General features: G+C 63.9%; 27 protein-coding genes. 7 read left to right on the plus strand and 20 right to left on the minus strand.

What is annotated here, in order from left to right:
- Positions 1-34: 34 nt before the first annotated feature.
- Complete coding sequence (locus tag B7E02_RS10620; RefSeq protein WP_080795919.1) at positions 35-859, minus strand: TatD family hydrolase; 825 nt, start codon at positions 857-859, stop codon at positions 35-37.
- A gap of 20 nt (positions 860-879) precedes the next feature.
- Between B7E02_RS10620 and B7E02_RS10625 the strand changes: the two genes are divergently transcribed.
- Positions 880-1,500 (plus strand): cyclase family protein, encoded by a 621-nt coding sequence (locus B7E02_RS10625; RefSeq protein ID WP_080795920.1) that lies wholly within the window; start codon positions 880-882, stop codon positions 1,498-1,500.
- Here the strand turns inward: B7E02_RS10625 and B7E02_RS10630 are convergent.
- The 4 genes from B7E02_RS10630 to rsmI all read right to left on the minus strand — a co-directional run bounded on the left by B7E02_RS10630 (position 1,497) and on the right by rsmI (position 8,319).
- Positions 1,497-3,548, minus strand: coding sequence for a RecQ family ATP-dependent DNA helicase (locus B7E02_RS10630; protein WP_080795922.1), 2,052 nt, complete (start codon positions 3,546-3,548; stop codon positions 1,497-1,499). The two genes, B7E02_RS10625 and B7E02_RS10630, sit on opposite strands and share 4 nt — an antisense overlap.
- Positions 3,549-3,592: 44 nt before the next feature.
- Complete coding sequence (metG, locus tag B7E02_RS10635; RefSeq protein WP_080795924.1) at positions 3,593-5,425, minus strand: methionine--tRNA ligase; 1,833 nt, start codon at positions 5,423-5,425, stop codon at positions 3,593-3,595.
- 50 nt (positions 5,426-5,475) lie between these two features.
- Complete coding sequence (locus B7E02_RS10640) at positions 5,476-7,311, minus strand: BCCT family transporter (protein WP_080795926.1); 1,836 nt, start codon at positions 7,309-7,311, stop codon at positions 5,476-5,478.
- A 159-nt stretch (positions 7,312-7,470) separates the two neighbouring features.
- Positions 7,471-8,319: a 16S rRNA (cytidine(1402)-2'-O)-methyltransferase gene (gene rsmI, locus B7E02_RS10645; protein WP_080795928.1), complete on the minus strand. Its 849-nt coding sequence runs from the start codon at positions 8,317-8,319 to the stop codon at positions 7,471-7,473.
- A 48-nt stretch (positions 8,320-8,367) separates the two neighbouring features.
- On the opposite strand from rsmI, the gene B7E02_RS10650 reads away from it, so the two are divergent.
- Positions 8,368-9,933, plus strand: coding sequence for a dolichyl-phosphate-mannose--protein mannosyltransferase (locus tag B7E02_RS10650; RefSeq protein WP_143336731.1), 1,566 nt, complete (start codon positions 8,368-8,370; stop codon positions 9,931-9,933).
- Between the two features lie 22 nt (positions 9,934-9,955).
- Here B7E02_RS10650 and B7E02_RS10655 read toward each other — a convergent pair whose 3' ends face one another.
- The 8 genes from B7E02_RS10655 to B7E02_RS10690 all read right to left on the minus strand — a co-directional run bounded on the left by B7E02_RS10655 (position 9,956) and on the right by B7E02_RS10690 (position 17,453).
- Entirely contained in the window at positions 9,956-11,140 is a 1,185-nt protein-coding gene (locus B7E02_RS10655; protein WP_080795932.1) for an alpha-amylase family protein, read from the minus strand.
- Between the two features lie 19 nt (positions 11,141-11,159).
- Positions 11,160-11,831, minus strand: coding sequence for a zf-HC2 domain-containing protein (locus B7E02_RS10660; protein WP_080795934.1), 672 nt, complete (start codon positions 11,829-11,831; stop codon positions 11,160-11,162).
- A complete protein-coding gene (locus B7E02_RS10665; protein ID WP_080796903.1) occupies positions 11,824-12,231 on the minus strand; it encodes a DoxX family protein in 408 nt (135 codons plus the stop codon). Before B7E02_RS10665 ends, B7E02_RS10660 begins: the two co-directional genes overlap by 8 nt.
- A 10-nt stretch (positions 12,232-12,241) precedes the next feature.
- Positions 12,242-13,453 (minus strand): MFS transporter, encoded by a 1,212-nt coding sequence (locus B7E02_RS10670; protein ID WP_080795936.1) that lies wholly within the window; start codon positions 13,451-13,453, stop codon positions 12,242-12,244.
- 16 nt (positions 13,454-13,469) lie between these two features.
- Positions 13,470-14,435: a divisome protein SepX/GlpR gene (gene sepX / locus B7E02_RS10675; protein ID WP_080795938.1), complete on the minus strand. Its 966-nt coding sequence runs from the start codon at positions 14,433-14,435 to the stop codon at positions 13,470-13,472.
- A 95-nt stretch (positions 14,436-14,530) separates the two neighbouring features.
- Positions 14,531-15,208 carry a GNAT family N-acetyltransferase gene (locus B7E02_RS10680; RefSeq protein WP_179129712.1) on the minus strand — a complete coding sequence of 226 codons (678 nt, stop codon included), beginning with the start codon at positions 15,206-15,208 and terminating at the stop codon, positions 14,531-14,533.
- Positions 15,209-15,212: 4 nt separating this feature from the next.
- Positions 15,213-16,472, minus strand: a complete 1,260-nt coding sequence (gene glp, locus B7E02_RS10685; protein ID WP_080795940.1) for a molybdotransferase-like divisome protein Glp — start codon at positions 16,470-16,472, stop codon at positions 15,213-15,215.
- A gap of 24 nt (positions 16,473-16,496) precedes the next feature.
- The gene (locus B7E02_RS10690; protein WP_080795943.1) at positions 16,497-17,453 is read right to left on the minus strand and encodes a UTP--glucose-1-phosphate uridylyltransferase; all 957 of its coding nucleotides are present in this window, start codon (positions 17,451-17,453) and stop codon (positions 16,497-16,499) included.
- A 75-nt stretch (positions 17,454-17,528) separates the two neighbouring features.
- Here B7E02_RS10690 and B7E02_RS10695 point away from each other — a divergent pair, with 75 nt between their 5' ends.
- The 3 genes from B7E02_RS10695 to mscL all read left to right on the plus strand — a co-directional run bounded on the left by B7E02_RS10695 (position 17,529) and on the right by mscL (position 19,266).
- The gene (locus B7E02_RS10695) at positions 17,529-18,104 is read left to right on the plus strand and encodes a 5-formyltetrahydrofolate cyclo-ligase (protein WP_080795944.1); all 576 of its coding nucleotides are present in this window, start codon (positions 17,529-17,531) and stop codon (positions 18,102-18,104) included.
- 15 nt (positions 18,105-18,119) lie between these two features.
- Complete coding sequence (locus B7E02_RS10700; RefSeq protein WP_080795946.1) at positions 18,120-18,767, plus strand: SAF domain-containing protein; 648 nt, start codon at positions 18,120-18,122, stop codon at positions 18,765-18,767.
- An 88-nt stretch (positions 18,768-18,855) separates the two neighbouring features.
- Complete coding sequence (gene mscL, locus B7E02_RS10705) at positions 18,856-19,266, plus strand: large-conductance mechanosensitive channel protein MscL (protein ID WP_080795947.1); 411 nt, start codon at positions 18,856-18,858, stop codon at positions 19,264-19,266.
- A gap of 48 nt (positions 19,267-19,314) precedes the next feature.
- On the opposite strand, the gene B7E02_RS10710 is transcribed toward mscL, so the two are convergent.
- The 7 genes from B7E02_RS10710 to B7E02_RS10740 all read right to left on the minus strand — a co-directional run bounded on the left by B7E02_RS10710 (position 19,315) and on the right by B7E02_RS10740 (position 24,323).
- A complete protein-coding gene (locus B7E02_RS10710) occupies positions 19,315-19,488 on the minus strand; it encodes a hypothetical protein (RefSeq protein WP_245802253.1) in 174 nt (57 codons plus the stop codon).
- Between the two features lie 37 nt (positions 19,489-19,525).
- Positions 19,526-20,104: a MogA/MoaB family molybdenum cofactor biosynthesis protein gene (locus tag B7E02_RS10715; RefSeq protein WP_245802298.1), complete on the minus strand. Its 579-nt coding sequence runs from the start codon at positions 20,102-20,104 to the stop codon at positions 19,526-19,528.
- Between the two features lie 56 nt (positions 20,105-20,160).
- Positions 20,161-21,429 (minus strand): S1C family serine protease, encoded by a 1,269-nt coding sequence (locus B7E02_RS10720; protein ID WP_425429795.1) that lies wholly within the window; start codon positions 21,427-21,429, stop codon positions 20,161-20,163.
- 75 nt (positions 21,430-21,504) lie between these two features.
- Positions 21,505-22,962 (minus strand): sensor histidine kinase, encoded by a 1,458-nt coding sequence (locus tag B7E02_RS10725; protein ID WP_080795955.1) that lies wholly within the window; start codon positions 22,960-22,962, stop codon positions 21,505-21,507.
- Positions 22,959-23,666: a response regulator transcription factor gene (locus B7E02_RS10730; protein WP_080795957.1), complete on the minus strand. Its 708-nt coding sequence runs from the start codon at positions 23,664-23,666 to the stop codon at positions 22,959-22,961. The genes B7E02_RS10725 and B7E02_RS10730 overlap by 4 nt, the downstream gene beginning before the upstream one ends.
- A 205-nt stretch (positions 23,667-23,871) precedes the next feature.
- Positions 23,872-24,045, minus strand: coding sequence for a 50S ribosomal protein L32 (gene rpmF / locus B7E02_RS10735; protein WP_080795959.1), 174 nt, complete (start codon positions 24,043-24,045; stop codon positions 23,872-23,874).
- Positions 24,046-24,056: 11 nt separating this feature from the next.
- Positions 24,057-24,323, minus strand: a complete 267-nt coding sequence (locus B7E02_RS10740; RefSeq protein WP_080795962.1) for a type B 50S ribosomal protein L31 — start codon at positions 24,321-24,323, stop codon at positions 24,057-24,059.
- A 239-nt stretch (positions 24,324-24,562) separates the two neighbouring features.
- On the opposite strand from B7E02_RS10740, the gene B7E02_RS10745 reads away from it, so the two are divergent.
- The gene (locus tag B7E02_RS10745) at positions 24,563-24,931 is read left to right on the plus strand and encodes an ArsR/SmtB family transcription factor (RefSeq protein ID WP_080795965.1); all 369 of its coding nucleotides are present in this window, start codon (positions 24,563-24,565) and stop codon (positions 24,929-24,931) included.
- Positions 24,924-26,549 carry a SulP family inorganic anion transporter gene (locus B7E02_RS10750; protein ID WP_080795969.1) on the plus strand — a complete coding sequence of 542 codons (1,626 nt, stop codon included), beginning with the start codon at positions 24,924-24,926 and terminating at the stop codon, positions 26,547-26,549. Before B7E02_RS10745 ends, B7E02_RS10750 begins: the two co-directional genes overlap by 8 nt.
- Positions 26,550-26,609: the final 60 nt, after the last annotated feature.

Raw genomic sequence — 26,609 nt, forward strand, 5'->3', positions numbered from 1 at the left:
CGGTTCCCGCGTGAGCTACATCACCTTTTGGTGCTCATAGTCCGTAAACGCGGTCAAAGTTCCTCGACAGGACCCCCGCGAGCTCCTCCACATCCACACCGCGCACCTGTGCAATGCACAACGCAGTGTGGCCGATCAGGCTGGGTTCGTTCCGGGAACCCCGGAACGGCTCCGGCGTCATGTACGGTGCATCGGTTTCGATGAGAATCTGCTCGGCGGGGACAAGTCGCGCAGCCTCGCGCAGCTCCTCATTACGCCTGAAGGTCACGTTGCCCGCGAAACTGAGGGTGTACCCGCGATCGGTCGCCTCACGTGCAACGTCAAGTGGCGAGGAGAAGCAGTGCAGGATGGTGTGCACCGGCGTCGGCGAATCAGCCAGCACGCGCAGCAGCTCCGCGTCCGCCTCCCGGTTGTGGATCATCAGGGCCTTGCCCGCGGAGACGGCCAGATCGATGTGCCAGCGCAGCGCCTCCTCCTGGGTCTCCAGATCGGCGGTTCCCTCCGGATCATGGGTGATCCAGTAGGTATCCAGCCCGGTCTCCCCCACCGCGACACAGGCCGGATCCGCGACCATGCCGGTGAGCTCGGCACGCGCCGCCGCATCCAGTTGCCCTGCGCGGGTGGGGTGGATCGCGCAGGCCGCGAAGACGCCCTCGAGTTCACGGGCGGATTCAAGTGCCATTCTGGCCTCGGCCAGCCCGTCACCGACGGTGCACAGCTTGTCGACGCCCGCCGCCACCGCCCTGGCCACCAGCGCCGCGGGCTCTCCGGCGCAGGACGCCAGATGGGTGTGCGCGTCAATGAGACCCGGGATGGTTGCGGCTGGAACCGGAATGGGACGGGGCTTCTTCTTCGACATAGGTCCTATAGTCTAGCCGCATGAGAATCATTGACCTCTCACACCACTTCCACCCAGGTCAGCCCCATTTTCCAGGTGATCCCGACCAGAGGAATGACACTGTGTCCACGATCCGCGAGGACGGCTTCCTCATGCACCGCTACTGCTTCGTCGGCGCCTGGGGAACGCATGTCGACGCGCCCGCGCATTTCGTGGACGGCGGACGAACCCTGGAGGGGATCGACCCATCCGACCTGTTGCTCCCCCTAGTGGTGGTGTCCTTCCCCGGGGCCGGACTCATCGGTGCCGAGGACCTGCGCCACCACGAGGGCGTTCACGGCAGGATCCCGCCGAGAAGTTTCGTCGCCCTGCACACCGGATGGACATGGGGTGCGGCGGGGACGGCACCGGGATGGAGCATCCCCGCGCTGGAGCTGCTTGACTCCCGATCGGTGACCGCCATCGGACATGATCTCCCCGACACCGATCCCGGCCTCGAGGCCCAGCACTGGTGGCTCGACCATGATCACTGGCAGGTGGAGAACATGACGAATCTCGGACAGGTGCCAGCTGTCGGTGCCCACATCGTCTGCGCCTTTCCCGTGCCGGTGGGCGGAGTGAGCTTTCCGGTCCGGCCCATCGCCATGATCCGTGAAACCTAGCCCCGGGACGCCAGGGCAAAGGGCAGAACCTCGCTACCGCCGCGCTCCGCAATGCCACTGGCGGCAACGGTTACGGTCCAGGAGGTATCGATGACATCGGTGACCAGGAGAACGGGCCCGTCGATTACCGCGGGTCCCCGCGACCAGTCCCAGTGATTGAGGAGGGCACTGACACGGTAGGCGGAGTTGTGCGCGGTGATCTCGGTGGCGGAGGGCCGGACCGGGAGCACACCTGCGTAGTGCATTCTGCCGAGTTCAGCGATCTTCCCAGCGATCCGGACGATCATCGCCTGGGCTGCCGGGTCGGTGTGGCCGAGGGCCACCACATTGGTCGGCCGTACCGTCCAGTCCCAATCGGCGAGGACTGCAATGATCCTGTTCAGCCAGGGATCCTCCGGGAACTCCCTGCTTTCCAGCAGTTCCCGCAGCGCCGGGCCCCGTCCGACATCATTGAGGCGGCCCAGCACCCGGCCCTGCCGGAGGCCCTTGATCTTCCCCTTCACCGAGATCCCCGTGGGCCACTGCTTCCTGGGTTCAATGACCACGCCGGGGGCGTCCATTCGTCGTCCGATATCTGCACCGAGCTCCGTGTCGATCTCCGGTGACCATCCGACCCCGGTGCAGTTGTCACAGCGGCCGCAGGGGATGGCCGCGGTGGCGTCGTCAAGCTGGGTCCGCAGGAAGAGCATCCGGCACTGCGTGGTGTGTTCATATTCCACCATGGTCTGCTGCTCCCGCCTGCGGGCCTGTTCCAGCTTGAGGTAGCGCTGGGCGTCATAGACCCATTCGGCTCCGGTGGAGACCCAGCCACCGCGCACGCGGCGCACCGCGCCATCAACATCGAGCACCTTGAGCACCTGCTCGAGCCTGGACCGGGAGAGATCAACCTGTGACTCGAGCCTCACGGTGGACTGCGGCTGCTCCCCCAGTACCCCCAGGAGTTCGCGCACGGTGTCCTCGGGCGGAAATGACACCGAGGCGAAGTACTCCCAGATCTCCCGGTCCTCCGCTCCGGGGAGCAGGATCACCTCGGCGCGCTCAGTCCCGCGACCCGCGCGCCCGATCTGCTGGTAATAGGACACCGGCGAGCTCGGTGCGCCCAGATGGATCACGAACCCGAGGTCCGGTTTATCAAATCCCATCCCCAGCGCGGAGGTGGCGATCAGTGCCTTGACGTCATTGTTGAGCAGCGCCAGCTCCAGTCCCTCCCGTTCCGAGGACTCGGTGCGACCGGTGTAGGCGGCGACGTTCCACCCCATTGAGTTCAGTGCATCGGCGAGATCATGGGCGGCCGCGACGGTCAGGCAGTAGATGATGCCGGAGCCCTCTAACTCTCCCAGATGGGTGGCGATCCACGCCGGACGCCGTGTGGAATCGGGAAGGTTGAGCACCGACAGATACAGTGATTCACGGTCCAGCGTCCCCCGGAGCAGACCGGTGTTTTCCCCGAGCTGCCCGCGCACATCCTCCACCACCCGGTCATTGGCCGTTGCCGTGGTGGCGAGCACGGGGACATCGGGATTCAGCCCCGCCAGCAGATCCCGGATCCTCCGGTAGTCCGGACGGAAGTCATGCCCCCAGTCGGAGATACAGTGCGCCTCGTCCACAACGACCATTCCGGCCTGCGCCGCGAGTCTCGGCAGGACCTGGTCCCGGAAGTCGGGGTTGTTGAGTCGCTCCGGGGAAATCAGCAGGACATCCACCCCGTCCCCGACGATGCGCCGCTGGATCTCGTCCCATTCGGTCATGTTCGCACTGTTGAGGGTGACCGCGCGGATGCCGGCCCTGTCCGCCGCGGCGACCTGGTTGCGCATCAGCGCCAACAGCGGGGAGATGATCACCGTGGCACCTGCGCCCCGGCTCCGGAGAAGCTTCGCGGCAATGAAATACACCGCTGATTTTCCCCACCCCGTCCGCTGCACCACCAGCATCCTCCGGTGGTGGTTCACCAGGGAATCAATGGCCGACCACTGATCATCCCTGAGTCGGGTCCCCGGGCCCGCAATGGATTCAAGGAGTTGGTTGGCCTGGTCTCTCGTTGCACTCATGCCCCCACCTAACACCACGCGGTGGACACACGCACCCCCGCAGTCTACCCCTGCACCGGGGCCCACTCCGGGCCGGTCTCCCCCAGCTCGGGATCAAGCTTGGTGATCAGCGGTGCCGGCTTGTTCAGGACGGTGCCCGGAACGACCTCGGTGCGCCTCCAGACCGCCTGCTGGGTCTTGTAATCGCCCATGATCACCGGATATGTGTGCGCGGGATCGGGCAGCCCGACACCGATCGGCTGGCGAGGTGAATCGTTGACCACCTCAACGATCCTGGGCTCGGCCGCCCAGATCCCCTCGCGTCCGAGCGTCTCGTGCACCTTCTGCGCGGTGTGCGGAAGGTAGGGGGTGAGCATGGTGTTGCAGTCCGAGACAACCTGCAGCGCGGTCCACAGCACGGTGGCCAGGCGCTCCCGCTGCGTTTCATCCTTGGCCAGCTTCCACGGTTCCTGTTCCGCGATGTAGGCGTTCGCCTCCCCCACGACATGCATCGCCGCGGTGATTCCCGCCTTGAATTTGGACTGCTCCAGGTTTTCCGCGATGGAGTCGAAGGTCCCGGATGCCAGATCCAGGATCGCCTGGTCGGCTTCGGTCAGCGCGGCCGGTACCGGGACGGCACCGAAGTTCTTGTGTGCCATGGACACGGTGCGGTTGACCAGGTTGCCCCAGCCGTTGGCGAGCTCGTTGTTCACACGCCGGACGAACTCATCCCAGGTGAAATCGGTGTCGTTGTTCTCCGGCCCGGCCACCGCGATGAAGTAACGGAGGGGATCCGGTCCAAAGTCCCTCAGGAAATCCTTGACGTAAATGACAACGCCCTTGGACGAGGAGAACTTCGATCCGGACATGGTCAGGAATTCGGATGAGACAACCTCTGTCGGGAGGTTCAGCTCCCCGAGTTCGCCGACGGTCCCACCGCGGGATCCCTTACCCGCGTAGCCGAGAAGTTCGGCGGGCCAGATCTGCGAATGGAAGGTGATGTTGTCCTTGCCCATGAAGTAATAGGAGGTTGATTCAGGATCATTCCACCAGGTGCGCCACGCCTCCGGATCCCCGGTGCGGAAGGCCCATTCGATGGAGGCGGAGAGATAACCGACCACCGCGTCGAACCAGACATAGAGCTTCTTGGCGTTGTTGTCCTGCCATCCCTCAACCGGTACCGGGATACCCCAGTCAATGTCCCTGGTCATGGCACGGGGTCGGATATCATTGAGCAGATTCAGGGAGAAGCGCAGAACATTGGGACGCCAGTCTCTGCGCCCCTTCAGCCACTCGGTCAGTGCGTCCGCGAGAGCGGGCAGATCCAGCAGAAAGTGCTCGGTCTCCACAAAGATGGGTGTTTCACCGTTGATCTTTGATACCGGGTTGATCAGATCGGCGGGATCCAGCTGGTTGCCGCAGTTGTCGCACTGATCCCCGCGGGCCCCTTCAGCACCACAGATGGGGCAGGTGCCCTCGATGTAGCGGTCCGGCAGCGTGCGCCCGGTTGACGGGGAAATCGCGCCGAGGGTCGATTCCTTGATCATGTAGCCGTTGTCGTAGAGACCCCGGAACAGCTCTTGGACCACCGCATAGTGGTTCGAGGTGGTCGTCCGGGTGAACAGATCATAGGACAATCCGAGGCCCGTGAGGTCCTCGACGATCTGACGGTTGTATTTGTCCGCCAGCTCCTGGACGGTGACCCCTTCCTTGTCCGCCTGAACGAGAAGCGGGGTGCCGTGCTCATCGGTACCGGAGATCATGAGCACGTTGTTACCACGCATCCGCTGAAAACGGGCGAAAACGTCCGAGGGCACACCGAACCCCGCCACATGTCCAATATGGCGGGGTCCGTTGGCATACGGCCAGGCAACAGATACGAGCACGTTCTTCGTCATGCGTACCACCTTAATTTATGGTCGCCCGCCGGGCGGTATCGAGGTATTACTTAGCTTTTCCGTGTGCCGCGTTGCGCCTGGCGCTCGCGCCTGCGGCGCGCCTGGTCCCGGCGATGCTGATGCTGGGAGTGCAGTCTGCGTTCCCGCGCGAGTCTGGCGGCGAATTTCTGCTGCTCCCGGTAATCAAGGTAGATCACATCATTGCGGAGATCCTTGACGATGCTGAACATCAGGCCGATGATCACGAAGAGGAAGGGCGTTGCCGCGACGATGGTGACATTGCGGAGATTCGTCAGTGCGGAGTCGCCGCCCGAGATCAGCAGTGTCAGTCCGATCGCCGCGGTCGCCACGCCCCAGGCTGCGGAGACCCATTTGTTCGCGTCGAGCTGTCCCCGCTGACTCATCGACCCCATCACGGTGGAGGCGGAGTCCGCCGAGGTGACGAAGAAGATCCCGAGGAGGACCATCGCGACAATGGCCATGACGTGCCCGCCCGGCAGCGCCTGGAGGAGGTCGAACAGTTGCTCCTCGGTGGAGCCGTTACCCCAGATGGATTCGCCGCTCTGTTCCATCACGATGGCCGTGCCGCCGAAGATGGCAAACCAGACGGTGGACACTCCCGCGGGAACGAGCAGCACGCCGACAACGAACTCGCGGATGCTGCGCCCCCGGGAGATACGCGCCAGGAACATCCCGACGAAGGGTGACCAGGAGATCCACCAGGACCAGTAGAAAATGGTCCAGACGCCCAGCCACTCCCCCGCCGTGCCATCCGCGCTCATCGCCGTGCGTCCGGCCATCTCGAAGAAGTTCGAAAGATAGGCCCCGATGGAACCCGGAATGAGGTTGAGGATGGACACGGTGGGCCCGACCACGAACACGAACACCGCCAGAATCGCCGCGAGGATCATATTGAAGTTGGACAGGTACTGGATTCCCTTCCCCACACCGGAGAGCGCGGAGAGGATGAAGGCGAGGGTGAGAACCAGGACGATACCCAGGACGGTCCACTGGCCGGGGCTTTCAATGATCCCGGCCGCGCTGAGCCCGGCACCGATCTGCAGCGCACCCAGACCCAGCGAGCACGCGGTGCCGAAGACGGTGGCGACGATCGCGAGGATGTCGATCACCCGGCCCGGCCACCCGTTCGCGCCCTTTTCACCGATGAGCGGGATGAACGCGGAGCTCAGCAGCTGCCTGCGTCCGAGTCTGTAGGTGGAGTAGCCGATGGCCAGCCCGACGATGGCGTAGATCGCCCAGGGGTGCAGGGTCCAGTGGAACAGGGTTGATGACATCGCGGAGCCGACCCCGTGTTCGGCGTGTCCGGGCACGCCATCGCGGTAGAAGGTCAGCGGCTCGGCCGTGCCGTAGAACATCAGCCCGATTCCCATTCCCGCCGCGAACATCATCGCAATCCACGACACCGTCCGGAACTCGGGAGCCTCATCGGATCTGCCAAGACGGATCGATCCGAATCTGCTGGCCGCGATCACGATCACGAAGAATACGAACACCGTGCCGAAGAGAATGAAGGCCCAACCGAGGTTGCTCACCACGAAATTCAGGGCGGAGCTGGCGAAGGTGGAAAAGGAGTCCGGTTGGGCGAGCCCCCAGATGACCGTCGACAGAACTACGACGATGGCGGGAACGATCACCGCCCACTGCAGCGGGGCGTCCTCGCGTTCACCCTCGAGGACAATGTCCTCCGAATCCGCGGTGAGGTGTTCACCGATCTCATCGGGGCTTTCCAAGAGGTCCGCCAGCTCCCCCGTCGCCGTGGTCTGCACGGGGTCACCGCCTGCCGGGCCATGGTCCGGCGAAGTGGTATCCGGCTGCTCGGTGTGCCGCCCCGAATCCCTGTCCGATGAAGAGTCAGATGTAGTCATGGAACACAGATTGGGGGATCCTCCACAGGCGAATCAAGTTGAAACCGGCCCCTCCACGGGGGCTGCACCTATCATTTCCCGTTCTTTATATCCTCGTGATCTGGTGGAACCCCTGTTGGTGCCGCATTTCCATCCGGGGCAATCACGAAGCAATAACAATTAGCTATCCCTCGCCGATATCACCGCATCATAGAGTTCCTTCTTCCCCACCCCATGGGTCCCCGCGAGCTCGGCCGCCACCGTCTTTAGCCGCTCCCCGGCGTTCACCCGTTCAAGGGCGCTCTCCACCAGTGCATCGAGATCGACCTCCAGGTCCGTGGCTCCCTCGATCACCACGGTGATTTCACCCCGGACGCCGTCCGCGGCCCAGTGCGCAAGCTCGGGGAGCGTCCCCCGGCGTACCTCCTCATAGGTCTTGGAGAGCTCGCGGCACACCGCCGCGCGGCGGGTGCCGAGCACGGACGCGGCGTCGGCAAGCGTCTCCGCGATCCGGTGCGGTGACTCGAAGAAGCACACCGCCCTGGCCTCCGTCTTCAGCGTCTCCAGCCATGAAATGCGCGCGCCGTGTTTACGGGGTGCGAATCCGTCGAAGGCGAAACGTCCGACGTGCAGGCCCGACAGTGCCAGGGCCGTGGGGACCGCCGAGGGGCCGGGAAAACAGGTCACCGGGATCCCCGCGTCGTGGGCTGCGTCGATCAGCGCGAAACCGGGATCCGAGACCACCGGCATGCCCGCGTCGCTGACCACGAGCACGCTTCCGGTGCGGGCGGCCTCGAGGAGTTTCTCGACCCGGCTGTTTTCATTGTGATCGAAATTCGACACCAGTTTCCCCTGGATATCCACCCCGAGGGCTGCGGCGAGTGACGCGGTGCGCCTGGTGTCCTCGGCGGCGATGATCTGGGCCTGGGCCAGCGCCCGGACCAGGCGCGGGGAGGCATCCCCGATGTTGCCCAGCGGAGTCGCCGCGATGATGATCCCGGGCGGAAGGAGGTTGTCAGCAGCATCCATGTATCCCAGCTTCCCACAGAATTCCCACCAGGCTCTACAATCAACCGGGTGAGCCTAGCCCTGCCAGTTCGGAGTCAGGGGCGGGACCAAGGCATGTTCGCCGGTAGCCGCCCACCTACCCCACCCACGTTCACCTGGACTTTTCAGGATTCCTGGACATGGTCGCTGATCGCCGTTGTTGCGCTGTTCACCCGATTCCTCGGGTTGAGCAGCGCAACCGCCGGCGGCACCCCGGTCTTTGATGAGAAACACTATGCCCCGCAGGCCTGGGACATGGTGCGGTCCTGGATCAACCCGGTCACCGGTGGCATCGAATCAAATCCCGGATTCGGCCTGGTGGTCCATCCCCCGCTGGCCAAACAGATCATGGCGCTCAGCGAGATGGTGTTCGGCTACTCACCCTTGGGCTGGCGACTGATGACCGCGGTCTTCGGTACGCTGACCATCCTCGCGATCATGGCGATCACCCGCCGGCTCAGCGGTTCCACCCTGGTCACCTTCATCGCCGGCGTCATCGCCACCGCTGACGGTGTGCTGCTGGTGTCCTCCCGGTTCGGTATGCTCGACATCTTTCAGGTCTTTTTCATCACCGCGGCGGCGTGGACGCTGATTCGGGATCACCAGCAGATGCACGCCAGGATCGCCGGGGCCTTCGGCGCGCTGACCTCAGGGTGGGCCTCCGATTACGGCCCGAGATTCGGCTTCCGGTGGTGGAGGTTCACCACGGGTGTCCTCCTCGGCCTATCCCTCGGGGTCAAGTGGTCGGGCCTCTACTACATCGCCTTCTACGGATTGACCAGTGTGTTCCTGGACCTTTGGTTGCGAAGGCGCTACGGGGTGCGACGTTATGTCTCGGGCACGGTGATGCGTGATGTGCTCCCGGCCCTCGGCTCACTGGTCGTCGTGCCCGTCCTGCTCTACATCTGGGCCTGGCGGGCGTGGTTCGCCTCGGAGACGTCGGTGTACCGGCACGCGAGGGTGGACGGAACAATCAGCGGTGATTCCTTCCTCCGGATACTTCCGGATTCGGTGGCCGGCTGGATCCACTATCACCTCAGTGTCCTTGAGTTCCACAGCTCATTGACCACCTCCAACGGCCACAGCCACCCCTGGGATTCAAAACCCTGGTCCTGGCTCGTCGCCGGCCGGCCCATCCTCTACTACTCCTCGACGGACATCGAGTGCGCGGTGGGTGGAACCTGCCGGAGGATGATCTATCTCTTCGGCACACCCGCGATCTGGTGGCTGACCGTTCCCGTGATCGTGTGGGCCCTGTGGTCGGTGGTCATCAGGCGGCAGGGGGCGTTCATCATTCCCCTCGTGGGCTTCGCCGCGGGTTTCCTGCCCTGGCTGGCCACCTATGACCGGCAAATGTACTTCTTCTACGCAACGGCTCTCATCCCCTTCACCATCGTCATGCTGGCCCTGGTCTGCGGCCAGCTCTGGCAGCGGGGCACGCCACGCTTCCGGGGACTGACCACGGGTTCCCTGGCGGTGATCGGCTATCTGGGACTGGTGGTGATGATGTTCCTCGCCTACTCACCCATTCTCTACGGATACCTGGTCCCGGACAGCGTCTACTACTCCCTGATGTGGATGCCGAGCTGGCGCTGACCCGCGAGGGGACCCGCCGCGCTCAGCTCCCCGCCGCAGGATTCCCATCGAACTCGAAGAGCGTCTCGCCGTCGACCCCGCTGACCCGCACGGCGACCGGTTCGACGGACACCCGGACCCGGATCCACTCCCCGTCACCACCGATCGCGCGGTAGGTGATCTCGGTGTTGCTGAGATCCTCCACCTCGGTGTGCGCGGTGTGGAGCCAGGGGTGGCGGCGCCGAAGGGCGATGAGCTGCTGATAGGCGCGGTGAATCCACTCCCCCAGGGGTGAGAGCTTCTCCGGCAGTGGCGGGCGGATGTCATCATCACCCCCCAGCCTGTCCTCCTTGGTGCCGGTGAAGCCCTGTTCATCGCCGTAGTAGATGCTCGGGGTGCCCCCCACGGTGAACAGGATCGCCGCTGCGAGGACCGCTTTGTTCTGCCCGACCTTTGTGGCGATGCGGGTGACATCGTGGTTTCCCACGAAGGTCTGCGGCACAAAGGACTCCAGAAACTCGTTATGCCTGCTCAGGGTCCATTCAAGTTCATAGAAGTTCTCCTCCTTCAGGCTCGACCAGATCGCCTTCCACAGTTCATACTGGGTCACGGAATCGATGCCCGACTCCGAAACATAGGCGGCGTAGTCCCCGTGGATCATCTCGCCTACGATCCAGGCGCGCGGGTGCCTGCCACGCACCCGGGGCAGGACCCGCGCCCAGAATGCGGGGTCGATGGCGTATGCGGCATCCAGGCGCCATCCGGCGATTCCGCGATCCAGCCAGAAGCACATCACATCGCTGACCAGGTCGACCACCTCCTCACGGGTGTGATCCAGCTCCATCAGTGCCTCGTGGCCCTCGAAACTGTCCCCGGTGCACAGATCTACGTACCCCGAACTGCGGGCGACGTGGTTGAACACCCCGTCGAGGATGATGCCGATGCCGCGCCCCTCCGCGGCGGCGATGAATTCATCGAGATCGCGTTCATCCCCCAGACGCGGATCAACGGAGTAGAAATCGACGGTATCGTAGCCATGTGATTCCGAGGTGAACACCGGTGCGCACATCACCGCGTTGCAGCCAAGTTCAACCACGTAGTCCAGCCATGTCCCGAGGCCACGGAGGCGGTGGCTGACCTCCCGGATGGGCTCCTCCGGACGGATGGGTGCACCCAGTGCACCCAGTGGGTAGATGTGCCAGATGATCGCATGCTCAGCAAAACTCATGGTTCCGAGTCTAGGGTGTTCACGCAGGCTGCGCGCTAATCGAGCTCCATGTCCGCCGCAGCACCCCGGAGCCGGCGTTTCCCAGCCAGGATACCCCCAGCACCAGGGCGGTGGCCAGCAGGAGCACGATCAGCAGCGCGGTCTGACGGCCGGCCGCACCGAGCACCAGATCACGGGCGGCGAAGCCGAGGCTGAAGGTCCACAGTGTTCCGTAGATCGGCAGCATCCCACCCACCAGGCCGGGCTTCCACGCCGCGAACAGTAGTCCGGAGGCCAGACCGAGACGAAAGGTTGCGGCCTCCCCGAGCAGGCGGTAGGTCAGCGGGTCCTCCACCGTGCTTATCGACGCCCCCTCCACCAGCAGGGCAACCGCCCACCAGGCAAAAATGACCCCGAGGACGACCATGAAGACCCGGGTGAGCACCGAGGTGAGCACGCGGGTGGTGGCACGTCTGCGCCACTGCGGTTCGACCTCCGCCAGGATTACCTCCGACAGGTCCGGCGGGACCATGGTGCGTGGCTGCGCCACGCAGAAGTTCAACTGGCGCTTCAGGTGCGCCGCGCGGTCGTAGAACTCCCGGCAGTCCGCGCAGTGTGCCAGATGGGCATCAACGACCTCATCCTCGATACCGGATGACTCGCCATCCAGACGCGCAGAGAGCGCGGCCTGGATCTCCCGACAATCAACCACGGGACAGCACCCCGTCAATGCTTGCCCGTCCGGAGCCGAAGACGACGATCATGATCAGGGAGACAACCAGCAGCAGGGGATACTCCACCCCGTTGTCGGCGACGAAGAACCCGTGGTCGAGGTGCATGAAATAGATCGCCGCGGCCATCAGCAGGGTGAGCGCTCCGGCAACGATCGTGGTCAGCAGACCGACCACGAGCAGACCACCACCCACAAGCTCGGCGATCGCACAGATCCAGGCGGAGAGCCCGGGCTGCGGGACGCCCCACGCCGAAAACTGCCCGGTTGTCCCGGTGATACCGACGATGAAGAGTTTCTCCCAACCGTGGGCCACGAAGATCAGGCCGAGAACGGCGCGGAAAAGCAGGAGCGCCGCGTCCCTGACGAAGGGTTTGTTCATGGTTGACAGATTACCCCAGCGATCCGGCGCCACCACCGGCCTCAAGTTCATCATCGACGACCACCTTCCTGGCGGCACGGTATCCCACGGCGGCGAGCACGATGGTTCCCCCGGCGAGAATGAGCAGGATCGGACTCCAGGTCCCCCACAGTTGAAAGAGCGCACCGACGACGAGCGGACCGAGGGCCGCGAGAACGTAGCCGACCGGCTGGGCGAAGCCGGACAGGCTGGCGGTCACATGCGGGTCCCTGGTGCGTGCCGGGATCAGGGCGATGGCCATGGGAAAACACAATCCGCCCAGACCCAGCAGGAGGGCCCACAGCCACCAGCCCTGTAGGGGAAAGGCCCAGGTGCCCAGATACCCCAGAAACATGGAGATTCCGAAGACCACGGGGAACCACACCAGGTTTCTGTCCCGGGTCCGCGCGATGGCGACCGGCATGGTGAATCCACCGACGATACCCATCACCCCGACTATGGACAGCGCGATCGAGGCATTGCCGGTACTGACGCCAGCGTCGACGAGGATCTTCGGCAGCCAACCCATCTGAATGTAGGCATTCATCGACTGCAGCCCGAAGAACAACATGATGAAGATGGCCGAGGGGGAGGTCCAGATCCTGCCCCGCGCGGTGATGGTCTCCCCGGGGAAGTCATGGCGCACCCTCCCCCACATCGGCAGCCACACCAGAACCTGTGCCAGACCCAGGAAGGCCCAGACGAACATCGCCCATCTCCATCCCTGCTCACCGCCGAAGAGGAGCGCGGGCAGCGGCCCGATCGTGGAGCCGACCCCGAGCAGGGTGGTGTAAACGGTCATCAGCGCCACCGTGTTCGCGCCGCCATGGAGTTTGATCCAGGCCGGCAGCAGGATATTGGCGATGGCGATGCCCACGACGACGAGACCGGTGAAGAATATGAAGCTCCAGATGTCCCCCACCCACGGGCGGACGGTCAACCCGATCAGGGCGATGACCATTCCGCAGCTCAATGCGCCGGAGAGCCCCAGCCTCCTGGCGAGCGGAACCGCTGCGACACCGAAGATGCCGAACATCAGACCGGGTATGGCGGTGATGATGCCCGCCACCGCCTCCGAGGCGCCGAAGGTGGCGATGATCTGATCCAGGACCGACCCCACGGAGACGATCGCGGTACGCAGATTCAAAGCCGCCACAAGGACGGCTATTAGGGCGAAAATCCGGGTCGGGTGCGTTTTGGCCATAAGCGGGAACTCTACATCAACCAACCCTGCGGGGGCGGTTCTGACCCCGTGTCTCCGGTTCCTCGGTGGCGGGGGCGTAGGTCAGGTCCAGGCCCTCGAAATCCGGGCTTTCATCATCGAGGTCCACGATCACGGCACCGGGCCTGCGGAGCCGGGCCGGGACATCCTCGGGGTGGCGCACCCCCAGGCGCGAACGACGCAGGCGCCGGATCCTCCTGGCACGAAGCTGGTTCTCCGCCCGCACCTGGTTCCGCAGCGCGGCGAGGTAGGAGGCGGTCACAAGGGCCGAGAGGACCGGTAGTGACCACACCCAACCACCGACGACGACACCGAGGATGACGGTCACAACGACAAGCGCTGCCAGACCGATGAGGGTGCGTTGACGGCGGACGTACTGCGACTGCGCGAACTCGCGGTCGGCCTGGGGATCGTAGTATCCGCGTCCGCGGCGGCGCCTGGCGAACTCCTCGTCCTCGTCGGTGAGCTCCTCAATCTCCTCGGCCTCCTCCTCCGCACTGTTGTCGGCAACCGGAAATTCGGCGGCGGCACGCTCCCGCTCCACCGGGTGCAGGAGATCCGCCGGGGTGGTGTCACTGTCCTCGAGCGGATAGTGATCCTCCTCGTTCCACTCGGCGTCCTCGTCGGTGACGGTTTCACTGACAACGATGTCCTCCGCGAAGACCTCAGTCTCCTTGGACTCGGGTTGGGTTTCATCCTCCTCACGGCGATGCCTGAAGATCGAGGGTTCCTCGACGATCTCATAGGCATCGCCGACTGGTTTGACCTGCTCATCCCCGGTGGATTCCGCGGCGAGATGGGGCCGGCGACGCTCGGGGATCCCGCTGCCACCCTCATGGATGACGCGGGTTTCATCGAAGGCCTCACCGGCCTTGCGAATGGGCTTCTGGCTGCGTAGCAGTAGCGGCGCGAGCACGATGAGCCACACCACAACGATCAGGCCGATACCTACAAAACCGGACACTAGGGCACCAAACCTTCCAGAGACGGGTGCATGGTTGAATCAGTTACGAGAGTAACGGGTGTGACAAATCCGCAAGGGCTGCCACGCCGACAAGGTTAGCGCTGAAGTCGTCCCGCCCGGATCAGTCTCTCCACGGCCGAGGCGGCGTAGTCATCCGCGAGCAGCGCAACGAAGTGGTGATCCATCCACCGTCCGTCGATGTGGAGGTTTCGGCGCAGAAAGCCCTCCTTACGGAAACCGCAGTGCCCGAGCACCCGCCCCGATGCCGGGTTCGAGGGCAGGTAGGTGGCGGTGAGCCGGTGGAGCCCGATGCGTCGAAAAGCATGGTCGACGCCGAGTGCGCAGGCGGCCGATGCGACCCCGCGACCGGTGACCCCACTGAACACCCAGTAGCCGATCCATGCGTCCGAGATTCCCCCGTGTTGGATGTTGCCGACGGTCACCTGACCGACGAAGCGGCCATCAAGCTCGATGACCATGGGTACCACCACCCCGCGCCGCGCCGCGCTCTTGAGGTAACCGTAGCTCTCCCACCAGGCGGAGCGGGTGTGGGCGGATTCCCATCCGGCGGGAACCGTGGGTTCGACGGGACGCAGGTGCTCGACATCCTTCAACCGAAGTTTCGCCCAGACCGCGTAGTCACGGCGGCGCAGCGGCCGCAGCCGGACCGCGCCACCCTCCGGGAGGGTCACCTGCCGGGTGCTCTCCGGCCATCCGGGGTGGCGAAAATGGGGCTGCGGGCGGGAACGGTCGTCGTTGAAGACATGGAGCATGGGCTCATCGTCCCTGTGCCAGGAAGATCACATCGACGACGTCGCCGGGGCGGATCTCCGCCACATCCTCGGGAATACGCACCATCGCATTGGCCTCGGCCATTCCGGCGAGCAGATGGGAGGGTGCGCCCGTGGCTCCGCCGAGTGCCTCCACGAGGTAGTCCTGGGTTTCCGCGTCGCGCATGAGGCGGGACCGGATGAACCCCTTGCGACCGGCCAGCGAGGTGACATGGTTGAGGGCGCGGGCACGCACCACCCTGCGCGCGGCGTTGCGTTTGCCCAGTGACAGCCTGACCAGGGGGCGAACGAGGATCTCAAAAATGACCAGGGAGGCCACCGGATTCGAGGGCAACAGGAACACCGGGATCCGATCCTCGCCGAGCAGTCCGAAACCCTGAACGGACCCCGGGTGCATAGCCACCCTTTCAGTGTCGATCTCACCGAGTTCCCTCAGCACCTCGCGCACACCCTCCGAACCGGCGCCACCTACCGCACCACTGATCACAATCATCTCGCTGCGCAGCATCTGCGATTCAATAATCTCCCGGATCCGGCGGGGCTCACCCGCGGCGATTCCGTAGCGGTAGACATCGGCACCCGCCTCGCGTCCCGCGGCGGCAAGTGAATAGGAGTTGACGTCATACACCTGACCGAGCCCGGGGCTGCGGTCGATGTCCACGAGTTCGGGACCGACGGAGATGACCGCCATCCGGGGACGCGGATAGACAAGTACCTTGGACCGGCCGACGGCGGCGAGCAGCCCGATCTGCGCGGGCCCGAGGACGGAGCCCGCACTCACCGCGACATCGCCGGGTTGAATATCGTCGCCCTCCCTGCGGACGAACTCCCCGGAGCGTACGGGTCGCTGCGCGACCACGCGCTTCCTCCCGCGGTCGCTCCATGCCATCGGCAGCACCGCATCCGCCAGCGTCGGCAGTGGTGCTCCGGTGTGCACGCGTACAGCCTGCTTCGGTTGGAGCCTGAGGGGCTGCTGGGAGCCCGCGGCCACCTCACCGACGACAGGAAGGGATTTCTCCAGGGGAGCCAGCGGCAACTCCCTGCTCAGTGAGCGCTCACCGCCGACATCAACAGCACGAACCGCGTAACCGTCGATGGCCGCCTGGGCAAAGCCCGGCAGCGGGCGCGTGGCCTGGACCTCCTCGGCGCACATCAGACCGAGGGCATCGGCGATCGCGATACGGACCGGCTCCGGTGTCACCGCCGCCTGGGTTACCAGGGCCAGCTGTTGTTCGACTGATCTCACTGGGGATCTCCTTCCGACAGGCAGCTAGTCTACGTCGGATCCACTGGCCGCTGCGTCCGCATCCTCGTGTTCCGCCAGGATCTGCGTGATCGCACGCCTGAGGTGGGGCCCGTAGACAGGATCCGAGAGGCCGAAATCAACGCAAGCCGGAATGTATCCGCCGGGATTTCCGAGATCATGCCGCTTCCCGTGGTGGATGACTATGTGAACGGGATGCCCCTCATCGATGAGCAGGGCGATGGCATCTGTGAGTTGGATCTCGCCGCCGGAGCCGGCGGAGATGCGACGCAGCGCGTCGAAGATGTCGCGGTCGAGCAGGTACCGTCCCGTGGCCGCGAGATTGGAGGGTGCATCGGCCGCCGCGGGCTTTTCCACCATGCCCACCACCCGCTTGATATCAGGGTCGGCGGCGTCGTTTGCCGTGTCCTCGACCTTGAAGATGCCGTAGTTGGAGACCTCATCATCAGCGACCTCGACCGCGCAGAGGACGGATCCCCCGAAGCGATTGCGCACCTCCGCCATTCTTTCCATGACCCCGACCGGGAGCACGAGATCATCCGGGAGCATGACCGCGACGACGTCCTCGTCCTCATCGAGTACGGATTCGGCGAGACCGACGGCATGGCCGAGCCCCAGGGGATGGGCCTGCTCCACCGACACAGCCTCGATGAGCTCCGCGGCGCGGCGGACCTTCGCCAGCTGTTCGGTTTTTCCCCTCTCCTCCAGGGTCTGCTCCAGTTCGGCGAACCTGCTGAAATGCGCCAGGACACCCTTCTTGTTCGGTGCCGTGATTATGGCCAGCCTGGTGGCGCCGAGTTCCGCGGCTTCGCTGGCGATCAGTTCTATTCCCGGTGTGTCGACCACCGGGAGCAGCTCCTTGGGCACGGTCTTGGTCGCAGGCAGGAATCTCGTTCCCATTCCCGCTGCGGGGACAACCACGGTCTTGACCGCGTTCGCGTGCTCGTCGATAGGCAAACTCATGACGATCACCTTACCCCCGACGATGATTCAGCCCGCCCGTCACCCTCCGGAAAAACACGGCTATCCTGGAAAGCTATGAGCGAGTCCAAGACGGAGTTGCGCCGAAAGCTTCTCGACGCCCGCGCCACCATGCCCGCAGACCTCCGGCACAGGGAGGACGCCGCCCTGGTGGCCCATGTCTCCTATTTCCTCCGGAGCACCCGCCCCAAAAGAGTCGCCGCCTATGTTCCCGGAAGGACGGAACCGGGGGGTCGCCTCTTTCTCGACGCGATCCATTCCGAGGTACCCGCGTTGATCCTTCCCCTGTCCCTGGAGGACGGACGCCTGGACTGGGCCCTCTACCAGGGGCCGACCAATCTGGTGAAGGGGGCCTTCGGCATCTGGGAGCCATCGGGCCCCCGGCTGGGGCCGGAGGCGCTGAACTTCTGCGATCTCATCATCGCACCTGCACTGGCGTGCACGCCCGGGGGGATAAGACTGGGCAAGGGCGGGGGCTTCTACGACCGTGCACTGGCCACTGGGGTGCGGGCGACGGTGGCCACCACGCTCTACAACGGCGAGATCCGCGATGACATCGAGGTCGAGGACCACGATCTGCCCGTCAATGTGATCATCACACCGGCCGGAGTGCGGAACCTGGGTGCGCTTTAGGCAGTCCAAGGAGATATGGAACTCCGCAGAAAACTAGTCACGCCTGGGTGGCACCGGTCATTGTTGTTGCGCCGCGCCGTTGCCGCGCTGCTTCTACTCGCGGCCGGCGCACTTCTTCTGCGCTCTTTCCTGTCCACGGACCCCTCTGCGGTGGTGTTCATCCGGGATGTCAACGCCGGTGACGTGATCCGCGAAACCGATGTGGAGCTTCGCCGGGTGCCGGCGGAATTCGCTCCTGCAGGCGCGTTGGGGGATACCGGGGAGGCGGTGGGAAAGGTCGCGGCATCATCCCTCGGAGCTGGGGAGGTGGCCACCCCGCGCAGGTTCATAGGCGAGGACCTCACAGCAAGCTTTGTGGCCAATATCACTGGTGATAATTCTGCGGATCCGCAGACAATGGTGCCTCTGCGCCTGTCCGACCCCTCCACCATCCCGCTTCTCCACCACGGTGACACCGTCTCCGTGGTTTCCCTCGAACCTGATTCGGGCGGATCACACACGATTGCAGCAGGTGGGCGCGTAATCCTCGGGGCCGCCGAGGGAACCGAGAGCGTTCTGGTCCTGCTCCCCGAATCCCTCGCCCTCACCGTGGCCGCTGCGTCCCTGAATGCGCCCTTGACGGTGGTGCTCACCGGCGACCGGGTGCGCGGCCCGGCCTCCTGAGGCGTTTCATCCCTATGCATGCCATGGATGTGGACTAAAATCCTGAAGTTGACTCGCGCCCCTTCAACCTGACAAGGAAACTGGAAAAATGCTCAAGGGATTCAAGGACTTCATTCTGCGTGGCAATGTCATCGAGCTTGCCGTCGCCGTGGTCATAGGAACCGCGTTCACGGCAATCGTGACCGCATTCTCCGACCACATCGTCAATCCGTTGATCGCCTCCTTCGGTGGTGCCGATGTATCCGGGCTGGGCTTCCACGTCATCGCCGGCAACGAGGCCACCTTCATCGACTTCGGTGCCGTGATTACGGCGGCCATCAACTTCCTGATCATCGCGGCGATCGTCTACTTCGTTCTTGTCGCACCGATGAACAAGCTCAATGAAACCCTGGCCAAGCGCAAGGGCGTTGAGGAGGAGAAGGAGACTCCCGCATCGATCGAAGCCGAGCTGCTCACCGAGATCCGCGACCTGCTCAAGGAGCAGAAGTCCGCACAGTAGGTGCAGTCGAAACGATGGAAAAAGCCACCCCAGTCAGGGTGGCTTTTGCTATTCCGCTCCATAGTGGGGCGGACGTTGTTCCAACCAGAACCGATCCCCCTCGGGAGTGTCCTCCGAATCCGGATCAAGAATCACTTCCCGATCCTCATCACCGGTGATCCGGCCATCGGTGGAACGGTCGGCTGATCGGTCGTAGTCCTGTGCGGTGGAGGGTTTGAACACGCGGCGACGGCTTCTGGACAACTTGGAACCCCCTGGGTTATCTGACGGTGGAGGTCTGCATCTGGTCGATGACAAAATGCACGAGTGGCACCAGGGTGGCCATGCCGTCTCTGATCGCGGAACGCGAGGCCGCGAGGTTGACGACGACGGTCGACCCCGACACACCGGCGATGCCACGGGATACACAGGCGTCCACCGCACCGCAGGCCAGGCCCGAGGCACGAAGTGCCTGGGCGATTCCAGGGAGCATCTGGTCGAGGATGGACCGCGTCGCCTCCGGGGTCTTGTCCCTGGGCCCGACTCCGACACCGCCGACGGTGAGAACCAGATCGGCCCCACCGATGACCGCGGTTTCAATCGCCTGGCGGATCTGTGACTTCTTCGACTTGACCTGGACAACGGCATCCACGGTGAAACCCGCTTCATGGAGCAGCTCGGTGACCAGTTTGTCACTGTCCAACCCACTGCCCGGGGTGTGGTCACTGACGAGCACGACGAGCGCGCGACGCTGGGGGTTCAACGCTTCCTCCAATTCGGTCGCCTTCAGAAACTCCGGATCCGGATCGACATCCGGAAGCGGGGCCCTGGTCTCCAGGACGGCGGAAAGCTCTCCCATGGCATCATTGCTCATCGTTGTCTCGCTCACTTTCAGACTGGGGTTCACCAACTAAACTACTCACTGGTGAGAGTAACCTCTACCTCTCGGGTTTGGGAAGTGTTCTGCTGGGTCACCGTGAGCCTGATCGTCTCGCCGAAATTCTGCGAGCGAACAGCGGCGATGAGCGCATCGGCACTGTCGATCGGGCGATCGTTGAGCTTGGTCACCACATCGCCGGGCGCCAGCCCCGCCGCGGCTCCCGGGCCGCCATCCTGAACGGAAGAGATCAGCGCGCCGGCGGCGTTGGAGTTGCCCGCCAACTGGACGCCGATCATCGGCTGGGTCACCACACCGGAATCGATCAACTGGGTGGCCACGCGTTTCGCAAAGTTTGCGGGGATGGCGAAGCCCAGCCCGATCGAACCGGCGGTGTCACCTCCGGATGACACCGAGGCGATAACGGAGTTGATCCCCACCTGGTTGCCCTGCATGTCCACGAGCGGCCCACCGGAGTTGCCCGGGTTGATGGCCGCATCCGTCTGGATCGCGTCGATGAGTGAGGATTCGCCCTCCTCACCGGAGGCGCGCACCGGACGGTTCATGGCGGAGACTATGCCCGTGGTCACCGTGGAGCTCAATCCGAGCGGCGAACCGATGGCCATGACGTCTTGTCCCACCGCGAGGTCGTTGGAATCACCGAAGGCCATCACCGGGAGATTCGTGGCGTCCCGAATCTTGATCACCGCGATATCGGTGGAGGCATCGCCGGCGACGAAGTCCGCCTGCTTGACCGTTCCATCGGCGAGGGTCACCTCCAGGACACCGCTCTGTGAGGCACCCGAAACCACATGGTTATTGGTCATGACATACCCATCGGAGGAGATGATGGAACCGGAGCCTTCCGAGGCCGCCGTCCTGGTCACCGCCTGGATGGACACCACTGAAGGCAGCACCGCCTTTGCGACCTGCTCGGCCGAACCGGGCTCCGCCGTCGAGGTCCGCTGCATGCTCGGTTGATCCAGCGAGCTGACAACACTCGACGATGAAGCCGAGGAACCTATCCTGTTGCTGGCGACTCCCACCACGGTTCCCGTGGCCACCGATCCGAGAACCATCAGAGCCAGTGCCGTCCGCAGCCCGACCGTGGCCTTCTTCTTCGGGGCATCTGCCACCGGCTGAGCATCCCAACTCGTCCAGGTCTGGGAATCCGGGGCGGGCGTTCCCTCCCCCGCGGACTGATACGGGCTGCGCACGGAGTCAAAACGGGAGGTCTCCTGCGCTTCATCTGCACCATCGGCGCGTCCATCCGAAGGCTCCGGGGAGTGTGGGTTCATGTTTGTCATGAATTAGATTATGAACCCCCTGGCTGGCGGGTCAATCGGATGATTCTGAATGTTTATTGTGAGAATGCTAAACGTTCAGGCGCCGATGGTTCCCAGGTGCTCCCGGTCCGCGAAACCGGGCAGAATGATGGTGATCATGGTGCCCCCGTCGTCGGAATCGGAGACCCCGACCACACCGCCACTGTGTTCAATGACCTGCCAGACGATGGCGAGTCCGAGCCCGGAGCCGGGCATGGACCGTGATGACACCGACCGGTAGAAACGATCGAACACCCTGGAACGCTCCTCCTCCGGAATTCCCGGACCGGAATCGGAGACCGTCAGCCACACCTCGCTCTCACTCTGCTGCTGCATGCGAACCCGGACCGTACCGTCCTCCGGTGACCACTTGACCGCATTGTCCAACACATTGACCAGGGCTCTTCCCAGGGAGAACTCATCGCCGAGGAGATACCACTCGGTGCTCTGCTGCAGCTCGATCCTCACATCATGACGGCGGCGCTGTGCCCTCTCGATCGCCCCCGTCAGGATTTCATCGAGGTTCACCTGCTCCAGTGTGTTGGAGGATTCCTCGCGCGCGAGATCCATCAGATCACCCACCAGGGTGGACAGCTCCTCGAGCTGGGCGATCAGATCATGCTCGAGATCCTCACGGTCCTGATCGGTGATGCTCTGGGCATCCGATTTCGAGGATAGGATGAGCAGCTCGATATTGGTGCGCATCGAGGTCAAAGGAGTCTTCAACTCGTGCCCGGCGTCGGCGACAAGCTGCGCCTGCCGCAGCCGTGCGACGCGGAGCGCCTCGATGAGCTCATTGAAGCTGTTACTCAAGCGGGCAATCTCGTCGTTGCCGTCGATCCGGATCGGCTCCAGCTCATCCGTGCGCGCCAGACGCTCAACCGCCTGCTGCAGGCGCACCAGCGGCTTGAGTCCGAGGTTGGAGATGCTGAACCCCACAAGAATCGACGCCAGTACCCCGATCCCGCTGATCACCAGCAGCGCAACACCTAGGGAGGTGAGCAGTCGGCGGGTCTCGCTCATGTCCTTGGCCACCAGGACAGCCGCTCCGGTCTCATCGTGCATCACCAGAACCCTGTCACCGGCCACGGACAGGGAATTCACCCCGGGGTAGGAGAAATCAATAAAGAAATCCCCCGGGAGCGCGATGCTGTCACCGACCACGTACTCCCACCCCGCGGGAGCGACGGCCACACGGATATCCGGGTTGTAGGCCTTCAACGCCGCTATCTCCGAGTCGATCTCCGGGACGGAATCGAAGGTGTAGGCGCGGGAGAGCATCGCCTGGGCCTTGTTTTCCAGCTCGCTGTCAACGGAGGAGGTCAGAGACTCCGACACCGTCCAGTACGCCGCCACGGTGATGATACCGACGGAGAACGCGACCAGTGTGGCGCTCAGCAGCGACTGCCTCCACCGGAGCGAGGCGGTGTAGCTCCACCCCTCCTGCTCCGCTTCAGGTGATTCGGGGTTCACCTCCGCGATTTCCGGCGGTGGGAATTCCCGCCTCAGGCTCACGAAACCGTTTGTCGGAGAACGTAACCGACTCCCCGAACGGTGTGGATCAGCCGGCTCCTCGCCTCCGTCCCTTCGGACATCTCGGTTTTCTTTCGGAGATAGCCGATGAATACCTCCAGAGCATTCCCGGAGCTGGGCGCCTCATTTCCCCACACCTCCTCGAGAATATCGGCGCGCGACAGAACCTTGCGGGGATGCCGCATGAACATGTTCAATAGGGCGAACTCGGTCCTGGTGAGGCTGATCGGCCGACCACCCCTGCTCACATCCCTGGTTTTCAGATTGAGGACGAGATCTTCAAAGGTGAGCTCCGTTTCAACGTTGTTCGCGGTGAACGGCTCCGCCGCCGAACGGCGAATGAGCGAACGAACCCGTGCCAGCAGCTCCTCCAGAGCGAAGGGCTTCGCCAGGTAGTCGTCCGCACCTGCATCGAGACCACCCACGCGGTCGGACACGCTGTCTCTGGCGGTCAGAACCAGAACGGGGCGCTTGTCGCCCTCGCTGCGCAGGGTGCGGCACACTTCGACCCCGTCCATCCGGGGCATCATCACATCCAGGATGACCAGGTGCGGCTGTTCCCGGCGAATCATGTCGAGCGCCTGCACGCCGTCCTCGGCGAGTGCGACCGTATATCCGTTGAACGCCAGCGACCTCCGCAGGGAATCCCTCACGGCCTGCTCATCGTCCACGACCAGAATCTTCATTTCTTCCAACCCATCCCAAACACAGAGGCATCGGACCGCAGCGTTTCCAATACACGGTGCTTTCCCTGCCGGCGAACCATCGAAGTTAAAACCGGTTTCGTCGAATTTACCACCTAGTACAGAATACAACCGGGTACGCCCAGTCAAAAAACTGAGCGTACCCGGTTGCTATTGAACTTCAGCCCGGAGGGCGTGAAGTGTGCTGCTAGAACTGCTCGACGTCAACGAGGCCCAGCTGTGCGGCCTTGACCAGACGGCGCGGGATGCGAACGGTCTGACCGTCGATCTTCACTTCCTGGAGGGCGACATTGTCGGCCTTCCACTGGGAGCGGCGCATACGGGTGTTGGCGCGGGACAAACGGCGCTTTGGAACTGCCATGGGTCTTCCTCCTATGCCTTCTTCTTGCGGCGAGCCATGCCGCCGAAGCGACGCTCGAACTTCTCGACACGGCCGGCGGTGTCCATGACACGCTGAGCGCCGGTCCAGAACGGGTGGGACTCACTGGTGACGTCAACGACGATCAGCGGGTACTCGTTTCCGTCCTCCCAGGTGACGGTGCGGTCACTGGAGGTGGTGGAACGGGTCAGGAACTGGTGACCGGTACCTGCGTCGCGGAAGACCACCGGGTGGTAGTCGGGGTGGATGTCCTTCTTCATTTACTCTCGATTCCCTCAGGATAGAAACATCAGGTCGGTTCCGTGAGATCACGGATCGTGCCCGAGTTGGGTTCGTTAAGTATGCATCACCCATCGGCGGGTGATGAACCTCCAATACCCTACACCCCTGGTGGCCTGAGAAAAAATCAGCGCGGGCGGGGCGCGGACATCGGTGGTTGTGGCCCCCAAACAATGACCATATGATGTATCCATCATATGGTCATTTCAGAGAGGCCCACATGTTCACCTCCGAGCAGCTACCGCTGTACCAACGCAAGGCCAACCTCTTCAAGGGAATGGCGCACCCCTACCGCATACGGATACTTGAGATCCTCGCCGCCGAGAATGAATCCACCGTCTCCCAGATGATCGCGGCCACGGAGCTCGAGGCCTCACATCTTTCCCACCACCTGTCCGTGCTCAGAAGGTACGGACTGGTGATATCGGTAAGGAACGCGAACGCCGTCACCTACAGCCTCGCCCATCCCCAGGTCGCCGATCTCCTCAGCACAGCCAGGGCTCTGCTCAACGCCATGCTCGAGAAGTCCAGTCAGCAGCTCTCCTCGGTGTCCACCCTTCCCCGATTCGCGGGTCCCGCCAATGAATAGGCAATGGCGTTCCCTGCTTCCTTCCGCCTCCGACTACCAGCTCCTGCGCTACACCTGGAAGTCAGATGTCACCGCGGGTATCACGGTCGGAATCGTCGCACTGCCCCTGGCACTCGCCTTCGGGGTCAGCTCCGGGGTCGGCGCGGAGGCGGGACTGATCACCGCCATCGTCGCCGGATTGATCGCGGCGGTCTTCGGGGGTTCAAATGTCCAGGTGTCCGGACCCACGGGCGCCATGGTCGTCGTCCTGTCCCCCATCGTCCATGCACACGGTGTCGGAGCCGTCGCGCTGGTCAGCATCATGGCGGGACTGATCGTGGTGCTCGCAGGGGTACTGAGGCTGGGCAGAACGGTCAGCTACATTCCGTGGCCGGTGATCGAGGGATTCACCGTGGGAATCGGCATCATCATCTTCATGCAGCAGGTTCCCGCCGCGGTGGGGTACACCGGCGATCTCCCGACGAACACCCTCCTCGCCGCGTTCCACTCCCTTCTCCACACCGGATGGCCCCGCGCACTCCTGCCGCTGTCCATCGTTGTCACGGTGGCGGCCATCATGCTGCTGCTCGGGAAACTGGCACCGCGGGTCCCCGGCAGCTTCGTGGCCATTGTCGCGGTCACACTGATCGGCCTCATACTGCACCTGCCCCTGGACACCATCGGTGCGTTGCCCCGCTCGCTTCCGGCCCCGGGGCTGCCCGAGATCAGTCCCGAGCTGATCCGCAACCTGATTGGACCGGCGTGCGCGGTGGCCGCCCTGGCCGCCATCGAGTCGCTGCTCTCCGCCAGGGTCGCCGCATCAATGGCTGACACAGGCCCCGTCAACGCGGATCGCGAACTGGTGGGGCAGGGCCTGGCGTCGATCGGTGCCGGCTTCTTCGGCGGTATGCCCGCCACGGGTGCGATCGCCCGGACCGCCGTCAACGTGCGTTCCGGGGGCCGGACGCGGGCGTCGTCAAGCGTGCACGCTCTTGTACTCCTCGCCGTCGTCTATCTGGCCGCCGGCGTCGTCTCGGTGATTCCCCTGGCCGCACTCTCCGGCGTCCTGATGATCACCGCGACCCGCATGGTCTCCCCCGAGGTCATATCCAGGGTGCTGCGCTCCACACGCTCCGACGCCATCGTCTTCATGGTCACGGCGGTGATCACGATCAGCGTGGATCTGGTCGTGGCCGTCGGCATCGGGATCGCGGCCGCGGCGTTTTTCATGCTGCGCAGAATGAGTCTGGACACCGGGCTGTACCGTGAGACACTGCCCGGGCCCGCGGTCGACGGCGATGAACGGATTGCACTATTCCGGATCGAGGGTTCACTGTTCTTCGGTGCCGCCGAGCGCATCCTCGAGGACATCGGCGCCCACAGGGACGTCGAGGTGGTGATCCTCCGGCTGTCCCAGCTGCAGATGATCGACGCCACGGGGGCCCACCAGCTGGCCGAGCTCGTCACCGCTCTGGAGCGGCGGGGAGTTACAGTACTGATCAAGGGAGTCCGGAAGGAGCACATCCATGTGCTCGGGGTGCTCGGTGCGATCCGCTCGCTGCGCCACCCCCACCATCTCTTCGATGATCTGGATTCCGCGGTCGAGCACGCCCGCTCACACAATGTGGCCCGCCCCTGACCCGGAATCGGTACGGGATTAGGTGATTTTCACCTCCATCTGTAAACTTGTCCCTTGCTG

The organism is Corynebacterium pacaense (assembly GCF_900169525.1).
Lineage (GTDB): Bacteria > Actinomycetota > Actinomycetes > Mycobacteriales > Mycobacteriaceae > Corynebacterium > Corynebacterium pacaense.

What these genes read in the sequence shown, in the direction of transcription:
- B7E02_RS10750 (WP_080795969.1), top strand. Translation starts at nt 24,924, where the DNA reads ATGAATAGGCAATGGCGTTCCCTGCTTCCTTCCGCCTCCGACTACCAG.
- B7E02_RS10690 (WP_080795943.1), bottom strand. Translation starts at nt 17,453, where the DNA reads ATGAGTTTGCCTATCGACGAGCACGCGAACGCGGTCAAGACCGTGGTT.
- rsmI (WP_080795928.1), bottom strand. Translation starts at nt 8,319, where the DNA reads ATGGATGCTGCTGACAACCTCCTTCCGCCCGGGATCATCATCGCGGCG.
- mscL (WP_080795947.1), top strand. Translation starts at nt 18,856, where the DNA reads ATGCTCAAGGGATTCAAGGACTTCATTCTGCGTGGCAATGTCATCGAG.
- B7E02_RS10630 (WP_080795922.1), bottom strand. Translation starts at nt 3,548, where the DNA reads ATGAGTGCAACGAGAGACCAGGCCAACCAACTCCTTGAATCCATTGCG.
- B7E02_RS10620 (WP_080795919.1), bottom strand. Translation starts at nt 859, where the DNA reads ATGTCGAAGAAGAAGCCCCGTCCCATTCCGGTTCCAGCCGCAACCATC.
- B7E02_RS10730 (WP_080795957.1), bottom strand. Translation starts at nt 23,666, where the DNA reads ATGAAGATTCTGGTCGTGGACGATGAGCAGGCCGTGAGGGATTCCCTG.
- B7E02_RS10640 (WP_080795926.1), bottom strand. Translation starts at nt 7,311, where the DNA reads ATGACTACATCTGACTCTTCATCGGACAGGGATTCGGGGCGGCACACC.
- B7E02_RS10680 (WP_179129712.1), bottom strand. Translation starts at nt 15,208, where the DNA reads ATGCTCCATGTCTTCAACGACGACCGTTCCCGCCCGCAGCCCCATTTT.
- rpmF (WP_080795959.1), bottom strand. Translation starts at nt 24,045, where the DNA reads ATGGCAGTTCCAAAGCGCCGTTTGTCCCGCGCCAACACCCGTATGCGC.
- B7E02_RS10625 (WP_080795920.1), top strand. Translation starts at nt 880, where the DNA reads ATGAGAATCATTGACCTCTCACACCACTTCCACCCAGGTCAGCCCCAT.
- B7E02_RS10670 (WP_080795936.1), bottom strand. Translation starts at nt 13,453, where the DNA reads ATGGCCAAAACGCACCCGACCCGGATTTTCGCCCTAATAGCCGTCCTT.
- B7E02_RS10700 (WP_080795946.1), top strand. Translation starts at nt 18,120, where the DNA reads ATGGAACTCCGCAGAAAACTAGTCACGCCTGGGTGGCACCGGTCATTG.
- B7E02_RS10715 (WP_245802298.1), bottom strand. Translation starts at nt 20,104, where the DNA reads ATGGGAGAGCTTTCCGCCGTCCTGGAGACCAGGGCCCCGCTTCCGGAT.
- B7E02_RS10655 (WP_080795932.1), bottom strand. Translation starts at nt 11,140, where the DNA reads ATGAGTTTTGCTGAGCATGCGATCATCTGGCACATCTACCCACTGGGT.
- B7E02_RS10745 (WP_080795965.1), top strand. Translation starts at nt 24,563, where the DNA reads ATGTTCACCTCCGAGCAGCTACCGCTGTACCAACGCAAGGCCAACCTC.
- B7E02_RS10740 (WP_080795962.1), bottom strand. Translation starts at nt 24,323, where the DNA reads ATGAAGAAGGACATCCACCCCGACTACCACCCGGTGGTCTTCCGCGAC.
- B7E02_RS10720 (WP_425429795.1), bottom strand. Translation starts at nt 21,429, where the DNA reads ATGACAAACATGAACCCACACTCCCCGGAGCCTTCGGATGGACGCGCC.
- metG (WP_080795924.1), bottom strand. Translation starts at nt 5,425, where the DNA reads ATGACGAAGAACGTGCTCGTATCTGTTGCCTGGCCGTATGCCAACGGA.
- B7E02_RS10695 (WP_080795944.1), top strand. Translation starts at nt 17,529, where the DNA reads ATGAGCGAGTCCAAGACGGAGTTGCGCCGAAAGCTTCTCGACGCCCGC.
- B7E02_RS10665 (WP_080796903.1), bottom strand. Translation starts at nt 12,231, where the DNA reads ATGAACAAACCCTTCGTCAGGGACGCGGCGCTCCTGCTTTTCCGCGCC.